We start from the raw sequence: 17,871 nt of genomic DNA, 5'->3' as shown, positions 1-17,871 counted from the left end.
GTGTCCCTGGGCTCCGCCCTGACGGGATCGCCTACCTCGTCAAGACCGACAACCGCCGCCAACTGCCGCCCGTGTGGGCCGGAGTCGGCATCGCGGTCGCGCTCTCGCTCGCCTTCGGCGCCCTCCTCCAGTTCGGCTCCTCCACCCTCACCTTCCAGGCCAAGGAAGCTCTCGGCGGCAGCCTGTCCGTCCTGTCCGTGGCCCTGGTCACCTGGATGGTGTTCTGGATGCGGCGCACCGCCCGCCATCTCAAGAGCGACCTGCACGGCAAGCTGGACGCTGCCCTGGCCATCGGTACCGGTGCCCTCGTCCTCACCTCCCTCCTCGCCGTCGGACGAGAGGGAGTGGAGACATCTCTGTTCATCTGGACGGCAGTTCAGGCCACGGACGACGGCATCCGCCCGCTCGTCGGAGCCCTTCTCGGACTGGCCACCTCCGTCGTCCTCGGCTGGCTCTTCTACCGGGGCGCCTTGAAGATCAATCTGGCCAAGTTCTTCCGCTGGACCGGTGCTCGTCGTCGTCGCCGCGGGCGTCCGCGCCTACGGCATCCACGATCTACAGGAGGCCGACTTCCTCCCCGGCCTACGTAACCTCGCCTTCGACATCACCACGACCATCCCTCCGGATTCCTGGTACGGCACGGTCCTCAAGGGAGTGTTCAACTTCCAGGCCGATCCGACTGTCCTCCAGACCATCGTCTGGACCGCGTACGTCGTCCCGGTGATGGCCTTCTTCCTCGCCCCCGAACGGCCGAGGCGGACCGCCGACGCAGTTGGTGAGAAGCAGGCGGCTGCACGGTAGGCGCTATCGGAACGAGCAGGGCGAAGGGAGGGATGGTGTACGAGCCGAGGGAGGCCGAGTCCCCGGCGGACCAGGATCCACGGGAACCGGGTTGGGTGATCGCCTGGCTGAAGGACCGCGGCGCCGTCGAGCGTGCGTTGCAGGCCTCGCTGGGCTGCCCTCCGAGCGAACGCGATGCCACCCTCGTACGCATGGGGGCCGTGCTCCAGGCGACCGCTCGGGGACTCGGGCCCGAGGCGGCGGCGGTGTGGGCGGACGTACCCGAACCGATGCTGAAGGGCTGGATCGACAAGGACCCCGCCTTCGCCGCGGCCCTGTACGCGTCCGCGGCGCTGGCATCCGCGCACGGAATGAAGCAGGACGGGCAGCCCACGTCGGCGATGCTGCGGGTGTTACTCGTCGCCATGAGCAAGGGCGCCACGAAACTCGACGCCACCAAACTGGCAGGCTTCCCGGTCGGCCACCTCCGCGCGCTGGTCAAGATCTCGCCCGTACTCAAGGCCCTGTTGGACACGGCACGGCGAGCGCGGCCGCTACCGGCCCGCGGTTCCGGGGTGCGCGGCCCCGGCCTGCCCCGCCGCCCCGGACGCAAGCTCCCGGAGCCCTGGGGCTTCCGGCTCGTTCAGCACGCCGCCGCCGCCGCGGACGACGAGGCCGACTAGGACCTGTCCGCTCGATCATGTGCGGAGCCGGATGGTGAGGGCTGCGGCGGTTGCGGTGCCGAGGTGGACGTAGCGGCGCTTGTCATAGCGGGTGGAAACCGCCCGGTGCTGCTTGAGCCGGGTGGTGTGCCCGGTAGCCGCGAGGGCGCCCGTACCGCTGCCTGTGTCGACTGGTGAGGGATGGAGAGTCGGTATGCGGCGGCGATGCGAGCCATGGTTCATGGGGCCACGCTGCTTCGAAGCGTCCGGCGGTGTGCGTGGTGCCGTGCGGCGGTCAGGATGTGTTCAGGTTCCCTGCGGCACGGTCGAGCACCATGATCTTTGAGAACTCCGAGGCGTCCGGGTTCCCCGTGGCGACTCCGCGTGCGGTTCCGCCGTCCGGTCGTCGGCCGGGCCGGAACAAAGTGCCCGAAGTCACCGTCTCTTTCTGGACCATAAAGATCCTTTGCGCGACGGTCGGCGACACCGCGGCCGATCTGCTGAACGACAAGGCCCGTCTCGGCCTGACCGGGGTGTCGGTGCTGATGAGTGCGTTGCTGGCCGTCGTGCTGGCCGCCCAGTTCCGCAGCACGGAGTACCGGGCGGGTGTGTACTGGCCTACCGTCGCCCTGGTCAGCGTCGTCGGCACCCTGGCCGGCGACAACCTCGTCGGCGCCACGGGCGTCACGCTCGAGACGGCCTCCTCGGCCTTCGTGATCGCCCTCGCGATCGTGTTCGCGATCTGGTACCGGCGCGAGCGCACTCTGTCGATTCACACCATCGACACGACCGGCCGCGAGTCCTTCTACTGGCTGGCCGTACTGCTCACCTTCGCCCTCGGCACCGTCGCCGGCGACCTTGTGTCGGAGCGGCTGCACCTGGGCCACTGGTTGTCCGCGGTGCTGTTCGGCCTCGCCATCGCAGCCGTGGGCCTGGCACACTTCCAGCTCGACCTGGACGCGGTGTGGAGCTTCTGGACCGTCTACATCCTGACCCGTCCGCTCGGCGCCTCCATCGGCGACTACCTCTCCCGGCCGAGCGGCGACGGTGGGCTGGAGCTGGGCGCGGTCGTGACCAGCGCACTGTTCTTGATGGTGATACTCGGGCTGGTCGTGTACCTGGCCGCGACGCGTGTGGACGTGACCGACCCGGAGCACGACGGTCGGCACTGGCCAGAGTGGCCTGGGCAAGATCGAGTACAGGGGTCGCCCCGGTGAGCGGTTAAGGTTCCAGGTGGCGTCTACAGGGCTGTAGTCATCTAGGCGTCTGGTGATGCACTCCGGCCGGACAACGTAGGGGCAGCACGTGGCTTTCATCATGGTGTGTGAGGACGACGCGGCTGTCCGTGGCGTCCTCAAGCGCGCCCTTGAGTACGACGGCCACAGGATCGCCGTCGCTCCCACGGCGGCCGGCCTGCTGGGCAACCTCGAGCCGACCCCACACCTGATCGTCCTTGATCTGGGGCTCCCGGACGCCGACGGCCGCGATGTCTGCTTGGCGCTGCGGGCACGCGGCGTCGATGCTCCGGTCCTGATGCTCACCGCTCTGGATGGCATGCACCACAAGGTGGGCGGCTTCGAGGCGGGAGCCGACGACTACATGACGAAACCGTTCGACATCCCGGAGCTCCTGGTGAGGGTTCGCGCCCTGCTCCGCAGGACCACCGCGGCGACCCCGCAGGGTGGCGTCATTCTCGACCCGGCGAAGCACGTCGTGATCCACGGGTCGATGAGCGAGAGCCTGACGCCGACCGAGTTCCGGTTGCTGGGCAGACTGGTCGCTTCGCAGGGCGACGCCGTGCGCCGCCACGCCCTCGTCGCCGCCGGCTGGCCGCACGGCGCGCAGGTCAGCGACAACACCCTTGACTCCTTTGTCCGGCGGCTACGGACCAAACTCGGTGCGTTGGGCGTGGCCGATCGTCTGGCGACGGTCCGAGGGGTGGGTTATCGATGGCAGTGACGGGCTTCCGTGGGAGGGTTGTCGCGCTCGCGGTCCTGATCGCAACAGCGGTGGTCGCCGTGCTGGTGGTGGTCTCACACGTGCTGCTGAGCCAGGTGACCGACGCGGACGCGAACGCCCTGGCGCACACCCGCGCGGAGGCGGTGGCGGCGAACGTGGTCGTACGCGGTCGCCACGTCGTACTGATCGAGGGTGGCAACGAAGCGCTGGACACGGTCTCGTGGGTGTATGCCGATGGGCACCTCATCGACGGGATCGTGCCGGACAGCGTCCTCGACCGCGTCGATGCGCTGGTCGGTTCCGGGCGGTCCCGAACCACCACGGTCGGCAGTCACCTGCTGTACACCCGGCCGATCAGGCTCGAAGGCCACCATGTGATGGCGGTCGTGCGGGTGGACCTGACGCCGTACGAGACGTCGGAACAGCGCAGCCTGACGATGTCGCTCATGCTGGGCGGCATCGTCATCCTTCTCGCGGGTGTCGTCGCATACGTCGTGGTGGGTCGTGCGTTGCGGGTGGTCCACGAAATGGCCGCGCTCGCCGACGACTGGGGCCATCACGAACCCGGGCGCCGATTCGACCTCGGTGTTCCACGCGATGAGTTCGGAGAGCTCGGACGAACCCTCGATCGCCTGCTCGACCGTGTGGACAACGCGCTCGCCGACGAGCGCCGGCTCACCGATGAGATCGCCCACGAATTGCGGACCCCGTTGACGGCCCTTCGGGGTGAGGCGCAATTGGCTCAGCTTTCCGGTCAACATCTGGCACCGGAGTCCGTTCTGACCGAGGCCGACCGTCTGAACGCGGCGATCACGACGATTCTGGGCTCCGCCCGGTCACGGATCGATGGCGGCACCAGTTGCGATCTCACGGCGGCGGCACGACAGGCGATCGCCGGTCGGGCCATCGATCTCGCCGTCCCAGCCGACGTCGACGTCGCCGTGGCCACGGAATTCGTCGTCGCCGTGCTGTCACCCCTGCTGGAGAACGGCCTGCGGCATGCGAGGTCGCGCGTTTGGGTCACGGGGCGCGTCCAGCCGCAGGGGGCCGTGATCGACGTCCTCGACGATGGCCCGGGGTTCGAGCCGGCGGAGGTGGATCGGGTCTTCGAAGCGGGTGTGACCAGCGGCGGTGGCCACGGGCTGGGGCTGGCCGTGGTGAAACGCCTCGCCGCGTCCGCGGGCGTCGCGGTTCGCGCGATCGCCGATGGTCACGGTCGCGTCGAGGTGACCTTCCCCACGCCGGAGGCGATCACGTAGTCAGGTTGAGTGCAGGTTGGCCGAGCCAGCCTTGCCGCATGACGACGACAAGCGAAGTCGATAGCGGCCGCCGCAGCGGGCGGCTGATGCTGAACAAGGTTCCCGAGGTCACCATCTGGTTCTGGGTGATCAAGATCCTGTGCACGACCGTCGGTGAGAGCTTCGCCGACTGGATCAACATGAAGCTGGGCGTCGGCCTGGTGAACACGGCGTGGATCTTCACCGCTGTGTTCGTCGTGGTCCTGGCCGTCCAGCTGAAGCTGAAGCGGTACGTCCCGTTCCCGTACTGGCTGACCGTGGTCGTTGTCAGCGTCACGGGAACGCTCTACACCGACATCCTGACCGACCAGCTCAACGTTCCGCTGTGGATCAGCTCCAGCGTGTTCTCGGTCATGCTCGCCGTGGTCTTCGGCGTGTGGTGGCTGCGCGAACGCACCCTCTCGATCCACTCGGTCACGACGCGCTCGCGTGAGTCCTTCTACTGGCTCACCGTTCTCGTCACCTTCGCGCTCGGGACCGCGACCGGCGACTGGACCCTTGAGCTCACCGGCTGGAGCCCGGGAGTGTCGGTCCTCCTGCCGCTCGGCCTCATCGCGGCGATCACGCTGCTGTGGAAGCTCGGCGCGAACCCGGTGCTGTCCTTCTGGCTCGCCTACATCCTGACCCGCCCGCTGGGTGCCAACATCGGTGACTGGCTTGCCGCACCGAAGGTCGCTGCCGGCCCCGGTGAACCGACCGGCCTCGCGCTGGGCACCTTCACCACCAGCCTGATCTTCCTTGGTCTGATCCTGGCGACCGTCGTCTACCTGACGGTGACGCGCTCCGACGTGACCGAGACCTACGACGCCACGCACACCCCGCAGGTCACCCCCGATCCGCAAAGGGAGCGTGTCGGGCTTGCCGGCTTCGGCCTCCTCGCGGTCGCCACGGGGACATTGCTGGTCTGGGCGCACAGCCAGCCGCACGTCGGACCGGCGCCGGAGGACGACGCCACCTCCACCGTTCACCTCGCCCCCGGCCAGGCCGTGAAGAAGCTCCCGGCAGCGAAGGTCGACGCGCTGAAGGCACTCGCTTCGACCTCGCTCAAGGACGCACGCTCGGGGAACGCGACCGGTGCCCACAAGGCCGCCCAGTCCCTGCGCGACCTCTGGGACGCCGATCAGGCCACGTTGCAGCCGCTGGACAACACCGGCTGGACGTTTCTCGACGCCCAGATGGACCAGGTGCTGAAGACCTTCGGCATCGACCACCCGAACCCGCCGATGTCACCGGCACAGCAGGAGGCTGAGCTCAACACCCTCCTCACAGACATGCGCTGACGGAGCTGATCGGCGGTGACTTCCCTGAAGCCACCGCCGATCACGGTGCTGGTTCTGCCTACGCAGGACGGCGTGGTGCGTGGGGGTGCCGCATGATCCGCCGGACAGGGTCCAGACGAAGGCCCCGGCGGCTTCTCGGGTGCGCAGAGCGCGGCCGTAGCGCCGCAGGAGAAGGACCGCTGTGGTGGCCAGTCCGCAGAGCAGGCCGACACCGATGTTCTGGGCGCAGTCGAAGAATTGCAGCACCGCGACGACGACCAGGAGACCGGTGGCGATCCGTAGGCCTTGCTGATCGGCTGGGGCCTGGGGATCGAAGTAGGGGCGCAGGACCAGGTGAGGAGCGGCGAGGTAGAGGATGCCGACGATCGTGGTGACGGCCGCTCCGCAGACCAGCGCGGTGTTCTTGATACGACGGGCGGCGAGATGGTCGCCGAGGGCGAGTTCGCGGCTGACGTTGATGGAAGCCGCGTGCGAGAGCCCGACGGCCACCTGGAACACGATGTAGATGAGCTGGTTGACGGCGGTGTGGGCGGCGAGCGCGGCGGCGCCGAAGCTGCCGGCGAACACCGCGGTGACGGAGAAGAATCCGGCCTCTGATCCGTAGGTGGCGGCGATGGGCGTGCCCAGGCGCAGCAAGCGGCCGGCGGTGGGCGCGTCGGCACGCCAGAAGTCCAGGCGCAGCAAGGGAGCGAGCTGGGTGTCGCGGCGCGCCGAGGTGTGCAGGGCGAGGAAGGACAGCAGGTAGACGCTGCTGGTGGCGACGCCGATGCCGGTCAGGCCGGGCGCGAGTCCGGGCAGGCGGGCCAAGGCCTCGTGGACGACGCCGCCGGCCGAACCGCCGATGAGCAGACCGCAGGTGCGGGCGACGGCGCGGGCGGTGGCGAAGGCCTCGATGTCGCCGACCTTCGCCCCTTCGTCGATGAGGTCGTAGTCGACCAGCAGGCCGATGGTGGCGCCTTCGGGCGTGCCGGTGCCGGACTGGTAGTAGTCGTGGGCGGGTGGTCCGAACGCGATGGAGCCCTTCGGCTCGACGCCGATCGCGCGCGGTCGCGGAGTCGACGTCACCTCACTGGGAGCCCCCGCGTACGGCAGCGGCCGCGAACTCCACGTACTCGTGCAGTCCGTAGTCCAGCGCGACAGCGGCCGGCGCGGAGACCGCCACCGTCACCGCCAGACCCAGCACACCGGCCCGGCGGCTGCCACCCAACGGTCCGGCAGGCTCCGGCAGGAGCAACGCTTCGACCCGCTGAGGCACGGGTCCGGAAGTCACGGACAGGAGCGGGTACCCGCCGCTCGTGCCACGCGTCCGGGAACTGACCAGCGCCGCCCGGGCAATCGCGGCCGCCGCGAGCTTCCGGCTGCCGACGGCTGCTGGGGCCGACTCGTCCGCCCACCGCTCAAGATGGAACTGCAACGGCGGCCTCAGGCTCCGCAGCGCGGGGTGGACGGCCGCGGACAGGTCGACCACGGCAGAAAGCACGTGGTGCCGGCCGGACAGATGCGCGCGCTCGTGTGCGAGCAACACCTCGCGCTCGCCGGGCTTCAGGGCTCGCAGCATCCCGGAGGTCACGATGATCCGGCCGCCGCGGCCTCGGTAGCCGGGAAGCGCGAAGGCGTCCACCTCGTCCCCTGGCACGACCAGGAGATCCCCGTCGCCCCTTCCTCGGTCCGCCAGTTGCCAGGCGCGCTTGAGCACGGACCGGTGCTGGAACCAGCGTCGGAGCACCAGAAACGCCTGAACGAGCATGACCGACCCGGCCGCGCCGACGACCGGAACCGCCGCCGGCCAGACCTCCAGCACCCGTGGAAGGGGCACCCGCTCGAGCGACGCGAGGAACGGTACGTGGAAGAGTCCGATCAGCATCGCGATCGTCGCGCCGGCCGACAGGAGCGCCGTCGCCGTCATCGCCCAGCAGGCCTCCCGGGGCGGGAGGACAGCGGCCAGACGGCGGGCCGCTGCCGCGACGCCCCACGGAAACGCGAGTGCCAGCACGACCAGGACCAGGACGAATGTCACTCGGGACCACCTTCGGAGCCGCCGCCTTCGGCTTCGAGAAGCAGACGCCGCAGGGGCTTCTCGTCGCCCTCGGACAGAGACGACACGAAACGTCGCAGGACGAGGTCTCGGCGAGGCTCGCTCTCCAGTTCACGGCGCATGCGCCCGGCGACGAGGCCCGCCGCGTCCTCCACCGGCTCGTAGGCGAAGCTCCGGCCCGTCGCACGCCGGCGCAGCGTGCCCTTCTCGTAGAGGCGGCTGAGTATGGTCGACGTCGTCGTCCTGGCCAGCCCCTTGTCGAGCACCTCGTTGACCTGGTGCGCGGTCAACGGTTTGCCGGCCTCCCACAGCACCGCGAGCACGTCCGCGACGAGCTCACCGTGCGGACGCCTGCCGTCCCCACCCTTGCCTGACATCACTCCCCGCGCTCTTCGGCAACCGCACCCGCTTAGGCGTGCCTAATCTACCGTTCGGCGCCCGTCAGCGGCCGGTCACCCTGGTTGCGGGCCGTGCCATTCGGGATCGGCGGACGGGCCCGGGTGCGGCACCACGAAGCGATGCGTGCCGCATGCGATCTCCCGGGGTTCGAGGCCCGGCAGGACGAGTGTCGCGACCGATCCGGTCGGCACGGTGACATCGACGCGGAGCTCACCCTCGGCTCGCTCCCACGCGACCTCGGCCAGGCCGTAGGGCGTTGAGTGCGCCGTACGTGCCCACGAGATCCGACCCCCGGGTCGCGGCTCGATCCGCAGCGACCTGTACCCCGGCGCGCCGGGCCGGAGTCCGGCGACCACTCGATGCATCCAGTCGGCCACCGCGCCCAGGGCGTAGTGGTTGAACGACGTCATCTCCCCGGAGTTGACCGAACCGTCGGGGAGCATGGAGTCCCAGCGCTCCCAGATCGTGGTTGCTCCCATCGTCACCGGATACAGCCAGGAGGGGCACTCGGTCCGGAGCAGCATCCGATAGGCGTCGTCGATCGCTCCCGCGGACGTGAGGGCGTCGCAGATCGCCGGGGTACCGAGGAACCCGGTGGCGACCTTGTGGCCCTTCTCCCGCACGAGCCTGACCAACTGCCGTGCCGCCCGTGCGCGTTGTCCGGCGTCGGGGAGCAGGGCGAACTCGAGCGCGAGTGCGTAACCAGTCTGCCCGGAGTCGGCGATCCGGCCGCCCTGTGTCACGTACTCGTCGTGGAATGCCTGGCGGACCCCGTTGGCGAGCTCGGCGTACTTGGCCGCGTCCGCTTCCTCGCCGATCACGGTGGCGATCCGGGACAGCAACCCGGCGACGTGCGCACGGTAGGCGGTGGCCACCAGGTGGGCGCCGGTCTCGGCCTGCCAGGGCGCGTCCGGGGGTGCCGCAGGGTCGAGCCAGTCGCCGAGCTGCAACTCCGGTCTGTCGAAGAGGCCGGACTGTCCCAAGGTCGCGGTCACTCCGTCGACCCAGGCCCGCATGCTCGGGTACTGACGACGGAGCAGCCCCGCGTCGCCGAACCGCTGGTAGAGCACCCAGGGGACGATCACCGCGGCGTCGCTCCAGCCGGCCGTCGCGGACGGCTCCGCGAACGGGCCCGGGAAGTCGATCCTCGGCACGAACAGCGGGACGACGCCCTCCGCGGTCTGGTCCGCGGCGAGATCGGCCAGCCAGGAGGTGAGCAGGCCGGCACAGTCGAAGAGGTAGGCGGCCGTGGGCGCGAAGACCTGGATGTCGCCGGTCCATCCCAGGCGCTCGTCGCGTTGCGGACAGTCGGTGGGGACGTCGACGAAGTTGCCGCGCATCCCCCAGACGACGTTCTCGTGCAGACGGTTGAGCAAAGGATCGGAGCACTCGAACCAGCCGGTCCGGCGCATGTCCGAGTGGTAGACGACCGCCGTCGCCTCGAGTTCGTCGTAGTCACCGCTCACCTCGGCGTAGCGAAAGCCGTGACAGGTGAAGGACGGTTCCCAGCTCTCGCCGCCGGGGCTCCCGGCGAGCACGTACCGGTCCGTGGCCGTGGCCGTACGAAGCGGTCGTACTCCGAGCTCGCCGCTCTCGAGTACCTCGGCATGGCGCAGGGTGACGGTCGCGCCGCGACGGCCGTGCACCCGGATGCGGAGTCGTCCCACGAGGTTCTGGCCGAAGTCGAGGACGGTACGGCCGGTGGGAGTGGTGATCGTGTCGACCGGAACGCGCTCCTCGACCGCCCGGACGGGCGGCCCCGACGGAGCCACCAGGGTGGCGGGGTCGCGTTCGCCGCGGTGGACACCGGCCCACCCGTGGTCATCGAATCCGGGGCTCGACCAGCCGGGGAGCGCCATCGTCGCGTCGTAGGTCTCGCCCTCGTAGAGATCAGCGGACCGGATCGGTCCGGTCGAGGAACGCCAGCTCCCGTCCGTGGGGATCACCTGACGCCGGCCGTCGGCGTAGTCGATCTCGAGTTGGGCGAGGAGCCCCAGCGAGCTGCCGTAGGTGTCGCGCCATCCGGGCACGAACCCGACCCGGCCTCGCCACCAGCCGTCGGCTACCTGCACCCCGATCGCGTTCTCACCGGCGCGCACCTGTCCGGTGACGTCGTAGGTCTGGTAGCGCAGCCGATGGTGGTAGCTGGTCCACCCCGGGGCGAGGGCGTCGTCGCCGATCCGCTCGCCGTTGAGTTCGGCCACGTACAGTCCGTGCGCCGTGATGTAGAGGCGGGCGCGGACGATCTCGCCGTGGGTGACGAAGGAGCTTCGCAGGAGCGCCACCGGCCCTCGCTCGTCCGCGGCCGGCTCGATCAGTGTGGCCTTCCAGTCCGGGGCCACGAGACCGCGTTCCACGCTGACCGGGTCGCTCCAGTCGGAGATCTCGCCGTCCGTGCCGATGACGCGGACGCGGACCTCGCGGGCTTCACGGGACGCCAGCGGCTTCGCGGGCCACGGCACCAGCACGGAGTCCGCCGAGTCGACATGGAAGAACTCGTCGCCGATGGTGAGCTCGTAGGCGGCCTGTCGCCGGCCCTGCCGACCCGCGGTCTGCCAGGAGAGCCGCGGGCGGTCTTCCCCGATGCCGAGCGGATCGTCGCGATGCTCGAAACGGACAGCGGAAACCTCATCCACGGCGCAGCTCCGCGACCAAGGCGCCGTAGAGGCTCGCGCTCGGCTTCGGCGTACGCTCGAAGGTGACGGGATCGACGCTGTGCAGCCCGAACTTGGGCCCGAAGCCGAAGATCCACTCGAAGTTGTCCATCAGAGTCCAGTGGAAGTAGCCGAGCACGGGGACTCCGTCGTTCATCGCCTCCCGCACCCCTGCCAGTGACGGCTCGATGAAATCGGCGCGCTTGGTGTCATCGTCGGCCTGCATGCCGTGCTCGGTGATGAGGACCGGCACGCCGCTCACCGCGTGGGCGTACCGCGCGCAGTTGCCGAGCGACGCCGGGTCGGTGCGGTTCATCACGCCGCCCTCGGCAGGCGTGCCGTCGAGGTTCACGGCACGCTTCGCGTCGTAGTAGTGCCGCTCGTAGTTCTGGACGCCGATGAAGTCGTCCTCGCGAGCGATCTTGAGCCAGGAGTCGTAGACCTCGGCGCGCTTGCGGTCCCGCAAGGTGGGATCGGGGCCGTGGACGAGGTCGTCCACCATCGCGATCGACAGGCCGACGGGAAGGTCCGCGCGACGCGCCTTGATCGCTGTACGGGCCGCACGGTGCCCCGCGGCCTGGCCCGCGAGCAGCGCGCTGGCCTCCTCGGGGAGCGTGATGTTGGTGAGGCGGTAGCGCTCGACGCCGGCGGCGCGGGTGCAGGCCTCAAGCGTCGCCCGTTCGAGGTCCCTGACGACGTCGGGCAGCCCGGCCCAGGCGAGCATCGGGGGCAGGTTGGGTTCGTTCATCGTCACCGCCACCGCGATCCGGTCACCGAAGGCTGCCATGATCCGATCGCAGAAGCGCGCGAACCGTCGCGGGGCTCCGGCGTCCAGCCATCCGCCGCGCGCGGCGAACCAGTGCGGGGCGACGAAGTGGTGGAAGGTGACGACCGGTGCCAGACCCCGCTCGACGCAGTGGTCGACGATCGCCTCGTAGTGGGCCAGCGCGGCGGCGGAGAACTCGCCTTCGACAGGTTCGACACGCGCCCACTCGACGGAGAAGCGGTAGGCGTTGAGGTTCATGGCGGCGGCGAGGTCGACATCCTCGCGCCAACGTTCCCAACCGTCGCAGGCCTTGCCCGAGGGCTCTTTGAAGACGGTCGGTGTCGCGTTCTCGGCGAACCAGCAGTCACTGGCCAGGTTGTCGCCCTCGGTCTGGTGGCCGGCACTGGCCACTCCCCAGAGGAAGTCGGCGGGGAACTGGTGCATGGGGATCTCCATGGGTGGTGCGAGGGTCAGTGGGTGGCACGAAGCGCGGCGACCTCGTCGAGGCGATGGCAGGCCGCGGAGGAGTCACCGCTGTCGGTGAGAGGGGGCCGCACGGTGCGGCAGTGGTCCACCGCGAGCGGGCACCGGTTCGCGAACGGACAGCCCGTCGGCGCCGCGGTCGCCGTCCCGGCCGCGCCGATGCCCAGTGCCTCGCGCGCGGCGCGACGGTGCGCCTGCTCGGCCGGATGGGGCACGGGTGCCGCCGCGGTCAGTGCCACGGTGTACGGGTGACGCGGTTCCTGGGTCACCGTCTCGACGTCTCCCCGCTCCATCACCTGGCCGCGGTAGAGCACCACGACCCGCTGGGAGAGGAACCGGACGACGCCCAGGTCGTGCGCGATGAACAGCAGGGCGAGTTGTCGCTGGTCGCGCAGATCGGCCAGCAGGTTCAGCACCTGCGCCTGGGTCGAGAGATCGAGGGCGCTGACCGGTTCGTCGAGGACGATGACCTTCGGGTCGCAGACCACGGCACGGGCGATCGCCACGCGCTGACGCTGACCACCGGAGAGCTGCGCGGGACCGCGGTCGATCGCGTCACGAGGGAGACCGACCGCGTCGAGCGCCTCTCGGGCCCGCCGCCACTGCTCCTGTTTCGGGACGCGCAGCACCCGCAGCGGCTCCACCAGGGTCTGGCCGATGCTCTGGACCGGGTTGAGCGAGGAGTAGGGGTCCTGGAAGACCGCGCGCAGGTCGATCGCGCTGACCCGCCGCCGGCGCAGCGAGGCCGTGGTGATGTCCGTCCCGTTCAGGGTGATCGACCCGGAACTCGCCGTCTGAAGTCCCAGGATCGCCTTGCCGATGGTCGACTTGCCGGAGCCGGACTCGCCGACGAGACCGAGGGTCTCGCCCGGCGCGATGTCGAAGCTGACCCCGTCGACGGCGGGAGGCGTCCTGTGACGACGTCCGTAGTGAACGACGAGGTCCCGCACGCTGAGGGCTGACTGGTTCATCGGACGGCTCCGGATTCGTTCGGCGTGGGCGTGCCGGGCGCCGCGGCCGGCGGGTGGATGCAGCGCACGGTTCCCGCGCCGTGCGCCGGTACAGCCGCGATCGGCTCGTGGCATTCGGGTGTGGTCAGGGGACACCGGCTCGCGAACCGGCAGCCGACGGGCCAGTCCTTCGGTGCCGGCACCGTGCCCGGGATCGAGGGCAGCCGGTCCGGGACCGCCGCCCCGTACGGGATGTGGGGATTCGCGCTCAGCAGGGCACTCGTGTACGGGTGCGCGGCCCGGTCCAGGACCTCGGCCACGGTTCCGGACTCGACGACTTGACCGGCGTACATGACGGCCACGTCGTCGCACAGGTCCGCCACCACACCCAGGTCGTGACTGACCAGGACCACCGACAGGCCGGTGCCGCACACCAGCGAGCGCAGCAGGCTGAGGATCTCCGCCTGCACCGTCACGTCCAGCGCGGTGGTCGGCTCGTCGGCGATCAGGAGCTTGGGCGAGCCGGTGAGCGCGAGGGCGATGCAGACTCGTTGGGCCATGCCGCCGGACAGCGCGTGCGGGTAACTGCGCAGGATCCGCTCGGGGTCGACGATGCCCACCTGGGTGAGCAGGCCGAGCGCGATGCGGCGGGCCTCGTCGCGGCCGACCCCGCGGAAGCGGCGGATGGGCCCGGTGAGTTGATGGCCGATGGAGAACGTCGGGTCGAGCGCGACCATCGGTTCCTGCGAGATCAGCGCGATGTCCCGCCCGCGGACGGCCTGGTACTGCCTGTCGGAAAGCCCGACCAGATCGCGGCCCTCGAAGAGGACGGCGCCGCCGCTGACTTCGACGCCGTCGGGCAGCAGTCCCATCAGCGACCGTGCGGTCATCGTCTTGCCGCACCCGGACTCGCCGACCAGGCCGAGCACGGTGCCGGGCCGGACCGACACCGAGACACCACTGACGAGTTCCGTGCCGTCCGCGACGCCGACGTGCAGATCCCGCACCGCGAGCAGGGCCCCGTCGGTCCGAGGAGATGCCTCGCCCGCGGCCGGAGCCGCCGCTGGAGGCCGACCCGCTTGTCGCACCGGGCGGCGGGCGGGGACGGTCCGCTCCCGCTCACCGGCCAGGGCGTCGGCGATCTGGTTGGCCGCGATCACGGTCAGCGCGAGCACGACGCCGGTGGGAACCATCATCCAGGCGTCGTCGTAGATGTGCTGTTGGGCGTCGCCGATGAGACCGCCCCAGCTCGGCGCCGGTATGGCCGGACCGTAGCCCATGAAGGCCAGGCCGGCCTCGATCAGGATGCCGAGCGCGAAGAGTTGGGCCGCCTGGACGGCGATCGTGGTCGCCATGCCGGGCAGCACGTGACGCACGTTCACCAGGAGGGAGCCGACGCCGTTCACCTTCGCCGCGTCGACATGGAGGCGGGTGCGCAGCGACTGGGCCGGCGCGAGCAGGATGCGGTACACCGGCGCCGCGAGCAGAAGTCCGAGAACGGCCATGATGGCCCATACGTGGACGCCCACGGCGCCGACGAAGGCGAGCAGGATCACGGTGGTCGGCAGGGCGAGGAGCAGTTCGGCGACACGGCTGCCGGTCCGTTCGACGCCGCGACCGTGCTCGGCCGCGAGCAACGCCATCGGCACGCCGACACAGAAGGCCACCGTCACCGCCAGCAGCGCCGGGCCGATCGAGATCCAGCCGCCGGTGACGATCCGGGAGAAGATGTCGCGGCCCAGTTCGTCGGTGCCGAGCCAGTGCCTGCCGGAAGGTCCGGCCAGGGCGTGCGCGGGATCCTGCCCGCCGACGGGGAACGGCACCCACCAGCGCGCGGTCGCCGAGGCGATCACGATCGCGGCCAGCCACGCGATCGCGAGCACGGTGCCGGGGCGGCGCAGCGAGGCCGCCGGTCGGCGCCGGCCGGATGCCGACTCGGACGCCAGGGGCTTCTGGACGGTTTCGGTGAAGGCGTTCACGCGGCACGAACCTTCGGGTCGAGGGCGGCGAGGACGAGGTCGAGGAGCAGGTTGGTGACGACCACGACCACGGTCGAGACGACGACGACGCCCTGGACCGCGGGGAAGTCGTGGGTGTTGATCGCGGCCTGCGCGGCCTGTCCGAGACCCGGCAGCGCGAAGAGCTGCTCGATGATGACCGAGCCACCGAAGAGGGCGATGAACTGGACGCCGAGCACCGATACCACCGGCGCGCCGGCGAAGCGGAGCGCGTGCACGTAGCGGATCCGCCAGAGTGGCGTGCCGAGGGCCCGCAGGGTGCGGATGTGTTCCTGCCGCAGCGCGTCGACCATGCCGGCCCTGGTCGTGCGCGCGATGATCGCGGCTCCCGTGAGCCCCAGCGCGAGCACCGGGAGAATCAGGCTCTGGACGTACTGTGTCGGCGAGGTCATGAACCCGACGTAGCCGGTGGCGGGCAGCAGATGGGCCTTCACCGAGAGCAGGTACACCAGCAGGATGCCGAGCCAGAACTGCGGCAGGGAGAGCATGATCCCGCTGGTCACCGTGATGAGGCGATCGAGACGGCCCCGGCGCACCGCCGCCATGACCCCGACCAGGATCCCCAGGATTCCGCTGAACAGGGTCGCGAGGACCGCCGTCGACGCGGTGACCGGTATGCGCTGCACCAGGTCCGGCCAGATGGCACGACCGTCGATCAACGAGACCCCGAGGTCGCTGCGGACCGCGTGTCCGAGCCAGCTCGCGTACTGGGCGATGAGCGGACGGTCCCAGCCGAGCCGGACGTTCTCCGCCGCGATCTGGGCCCTGGACGCCCCCTCCCCGGCGGTGATGGCTCCCGGGCTACCGCCGGAGGCGTGCACCAGGAGGAAGCTCAGGGCGGATGCCACCAGGACGGTGACGACACCGAGCCCGACACGACGGGCGACGTAGGTGAGCATGCGGTTCCTTTCCGGGATCAGGGGCGCGCGCCGTCCCGTCGGGCGGCCGGCGGTTTCGAGGACCGCCGGCCGACCGACGGGAACGGTCAGGCGACGGGCTTGAAGGAGCTCAGCAGCGGGTAGCCGTCGGTGCCGGGATAGGTCGGCGCCTTGAGCGCCTTGGCGTCGTAGCCGGCGTACGCGTACTGCTCGGCGACCGGGATCAGCCAGCCCTCGTTGATCAGCGAGCCGTTCAGCTTCTTCAGCGCGGCGGCGTGGTCCGGGCCGGAGGCGTTCGCCGCCGCCCCGAGCGCGGCCCCGATCACCGGGTCCTGGGTCTTGTGCGGGTTCGCGAAGCCGCCCACGAGAACCCCTGCGGTGACGCCGATCTCGTTGCTCATAGTCAGCGGGATGTAGCCCAGCGGCTGGGTGTTGACCGCCGCGAAGAGCTGGCCGGTCGAGGTGGTGACGTCGATCTTCATGTCGACGCCGATCGCCTTGAACTCGTTCTGGAGGAACTCCAGCGCGGCCTGGTCGGTCGGGCTGGCGGTGATGGTGAACGAGAACCCGTTCGGGTAGCCGGCCTGGCTCAGCGTCCGCTTCGCCTTGGCGACGTCGTGGGCGTACTGGGTGTTCAGCGCGGGGTCGTAGCCGGACGAGGATCCGGGGAAGGCGTTGGCGGTCGGCTCGGCGCCCTGGGCCACGGTCTTGACGAAGGCGTTCCGGTCGATCGCGTAGCTCAGTGCCAGGCGAACGTCCTTGTTCCCGAACGGCTTTGAGCTCACCCCGGTCTTGTCGAAGACCAGCAGGTCCAGCATCGTGCCGCCGTTCTTGACCAGCGAGACGCCGTTGGACGATGCCGTCCGCTCCGTGGTCGCGTCGAGGAGCGAGGCGTCCGTCTGGCCGGATATCTGCGCGTTCAGACGGGCGTTCTTGTCCAGGTACGGCTTGTAGACGATCGTCCGGAACGGGTAGGTGCCCGCGTTCGTGCCGGGCTGACGGCTCATCGTGTAACTGCTGCCCTTGACCGCGGAGTTCATCCTGTACGGGCCCGAGCCGTCCGGCCCCTTGTTCAGCAGGCTCGGGTCACTGATCGCCTTCGCTCCGACCATGGTTCCGGGGACGCCCGCGAGGTTCGTCTGGAACGACCCTTGCGCGGCGGGGAATGTGAGCACCACCGTGTCCGCGCTCGGGGCCTCGACGGCTGCGATCTCGCTGGAACCGCCCTTGGCGAAGCCGGAGTAGGCCTGGAGCTTGGAGTTGCTCCGACGGTCGAGGTTCGCCTTGACCAACTGAGCGGTGAGCTCGGAGCCGTCGGTGAAGGTGACACCGGACCTGAGCTTCAGCGTCATCCGGGTCTTGGCCTTGTTGTAGCTGAAGCTCTGGACGAGTTCAGGGACGGGCTGGCCGTCGGCGCCCTCCGCGAAGAGCGACTGGTAGACCGACTCGTAGAAGAGCCGCTGGCCGCCGCCGTAGAGCAGCGGGTCGTAGCCCTGCGGTGCCGGGTCGGAGTCGTAGCCGAGGGTGAGCGTGGTGCTCGCGGAGCCAACCGCGCCGTTGGTCGAAGAGCCGCACGCCGCCAGAGAGACGGTGGCTACCGCCAAGGCCAGTGTGCTGGCCGCCAGACGCTTGAAGGTGAAGCCGGTCATCGAAGCCTCTCGGGTTGTCCGGGTCGGGGCCTTCGCCCAACTTGACGAGAACAATGAGTG

General features: G+C 69.9%; 14 protein-coding genes and 1 pseudogene. 6 read left to right on the top strand and 9 right to left on the bottom strand.

Translation table 11 applies throughout. The features are described from left to right. Positions 1 to 26: 26 nt before the first annotated feature. From efeU to ACZ4AA_RS25170, 6 genes and pseudogenes are all read left to right on the top strand, one after another. Positions 27 to 744: pseudogene (gene efeU / locus ACZ4AA_RS25195) on the top strand (iron uptake transporter permease EfeU); the annotation flags it as partial. A 92-nt stretch (positions 745 to 836) separates the two neighbouring features. Further along, on the top strand, positions 837 to 1,463 hold the full coding sequence (locus ACZ4AA_RS25190; protein ID WP_467607029.1) for a hypothetical protein: 627 nt from the start codon (positions 837 to 839) through the stop codon (positions 1,461 to 1,463). A 314-nt stretch (positions 1,464 to 1,777) separates the two neighbouring features. Beyond that, positions 1,778 to 2,659 carry a COG4705 family protein gene (locus ACZ4AA_RS25185; protein ID WP_467607278.1) on the top strand — a complete coding sequence of 294 codons (882 nt, stop codon included), beginning with the start codon at positions 1,778 to 1,780 and terminating at the stop codon, positions 2,657 to 2,659. 88 nt (positions 2,660 to 2,747) lie between these two features. Then, the gene (locus ACZ4AA_RS25180) at positions 2,748 to 3,401 is read left to right on the top strand and encodes a response regulator transcription factor (protein WP_467607025.1); all 654 of its coding nucleotides are present in this window, start codon (positions 2,748 to 2,750) and stop codon (positions 3,399 to 3,401) included. After that, entirely contained in the window at positions 3,392 to 4,660 is a 1,269-nt protein-coding gene (locus ACZ4AA_RS25175) for a sensor histidine kinase (RefSeq protein WP_467607021.1), read from the top strand. The genes ACZ4AA_RS25180 and ACZ4AA_RS25175 overlap by 10 nt, the downstream gene beginning before the upstream one ends. 38 nt (positions 4,661 to 4,698) lie before the next feature. After that, on the top strand, positions 4,699 to 5,979 hold the full coding sequence (locus ACZ4AA_RS25170; RefSeq protein WP_467607016.1) for a COG4705 family protein: 1,281 nt from the start codon (positions 4,699 to 4,701) through the stop codon (positions 5,977 to 5,979). Here the strand turns inward: ACZ4AA_RS25170 and ACZ4AA_RS25165 are convergent. From ACZ4AA_RS25165 to ACZ4AA_RS25125, 9 genes are all read right to left on the bottom strand, one after another. After that, positions 5,926 to 7,044, bottom strand: a complete 1,119-nt coding sequence (locus tag ACZ4AA_RS25165) for an MATE family efflux transporter (RefSeq protein ID WP_467607011.1) — start codon at positions 7,042 to 7,044, stop codon at positions 5,926 to 5,928. The two genes, ACZ4AA_RS25170 and ACZ4AA_RS25165, sit on opposite strands and share 54 nt — an antisense overlap. Before the next feature lies 1 nt (position 7,045). Next, a complete protein-coding gene (locus ACZ4AA_RS25160; protein WP_467607007.1) occupies positions 7,046 to 7,996 on the bottom strand; it encodes a M56 family metallopeptidase in 951 nt (316 codons plus the stop codon). Continuing rightward, on the bottom strand, positions 7,993 to 8,391 hold the full coding sequence (locus ACZ4AA_RS25155; RefSeq protein ID WP_467607002.1) for a BlaI/MecI/CopY family transcriptional regulator: 399 nt from the start codon (positions 8,389 to 8,391) through the stop codon (positions 7,993 to 7,995). The genes ACZ4AA_RS25160 and ACZ4AA_RS25155 overlap by 4 nt, the downstream gene beginning before the upstream one ends. A gap of 75 nt (positions 8,392 to 8,466) precedes the next feature. Continuing rightward, positions 8,467 to 11,049: a glycoside hydrolase family 78 protein gene (locus ACZ4AA_RS25150; protein ID WP_467606999.1), complete on the bottom strand. Its 2,583-nt coding sequence runs from the start codon at positions 11,047 to 11,049 to the stop codon at positions 8,467 to 8,469. Then, entirely contained in the window at positions 11,042 to 12,277 is a 1,236-nt protein-coding gene (locus tag ACZ4AA_RS25145) for a glycoside hydrolase family 1 protein (protein WP_467606994.1), read from the bottom strand. Before ACZ4AA_RS25145 ends, ACZ4AA_RS25150 begins: the two co-directional genes overlap by 8 nt. A gap of 26 nt (positions 12,278 to 12,303) precedes the next feature. Further along, positions 12,304 to 13,287, bottom strand: coding sequence for an ABC transporter ATP-binding protein (locus ACZ4AA_RS25140; RefSeq protein ID WP_467606989.1), 984 nt, complete (start codon positions 13,285 to 13,287; stop codon positions 12,304 to 12,306). After that, on the bottom strand, positions 13,284 to 15,245 hold the full coding sequence (locus ACZ4AA_RS25135; protein WP_467606984.1) for a dipeptide/oligopeptide/nickel ABC transporter permease/ATP-binding protein: 1,962 nt from the start codon (positions 15,243 to 15,245) through the stop codon (positions 13,284 to 13,286). Before ACZ4AA_RS25135 ends, ACZ4AA_RS25140 begins: the two co-directional genes overlap by 4 nt. Next, positions 15,242 to 16,183 (bottom strand): ABC transporter permease, encoded by a 942-nt coding sequence (locus ACZ4AA_RS25130; RefSeq protein WP_467606980.1) that lies wholly within the window; start codon positions 16,181 to 16,183, stop codon positions 15,242 to 15,244. The genes ACZ4AA_RS25135 and ACZ4AA_RS25130 overlap by 4 nt, the downstream gene beginning before the upstream one ends. 86 nt (positions 16,184 to 16,269) lie before the next feature. Next, positions 16,270 to 17,811: an ABC transporter substrate-binding protein gene (locus tag ACZ4AA_RS25125; protein WP_467606978.1), complete on the bottom strand. Its 1,542-nt coding sequence runs from the start codon at positions 17,809 to 17,811 to the stop codon at positions 16,270 to 16,272. Positions 17,812 to 17,871 lie beyond the last annotated feature (60 nt).

The organism is Streptomyces sp. NPDC024698 (genome assembly GCF_055559015.1).
Note: the sequence above shows the minus strand (reverse complement) of the source record. Positions and strands in the feature narration are given on the sequence as shown.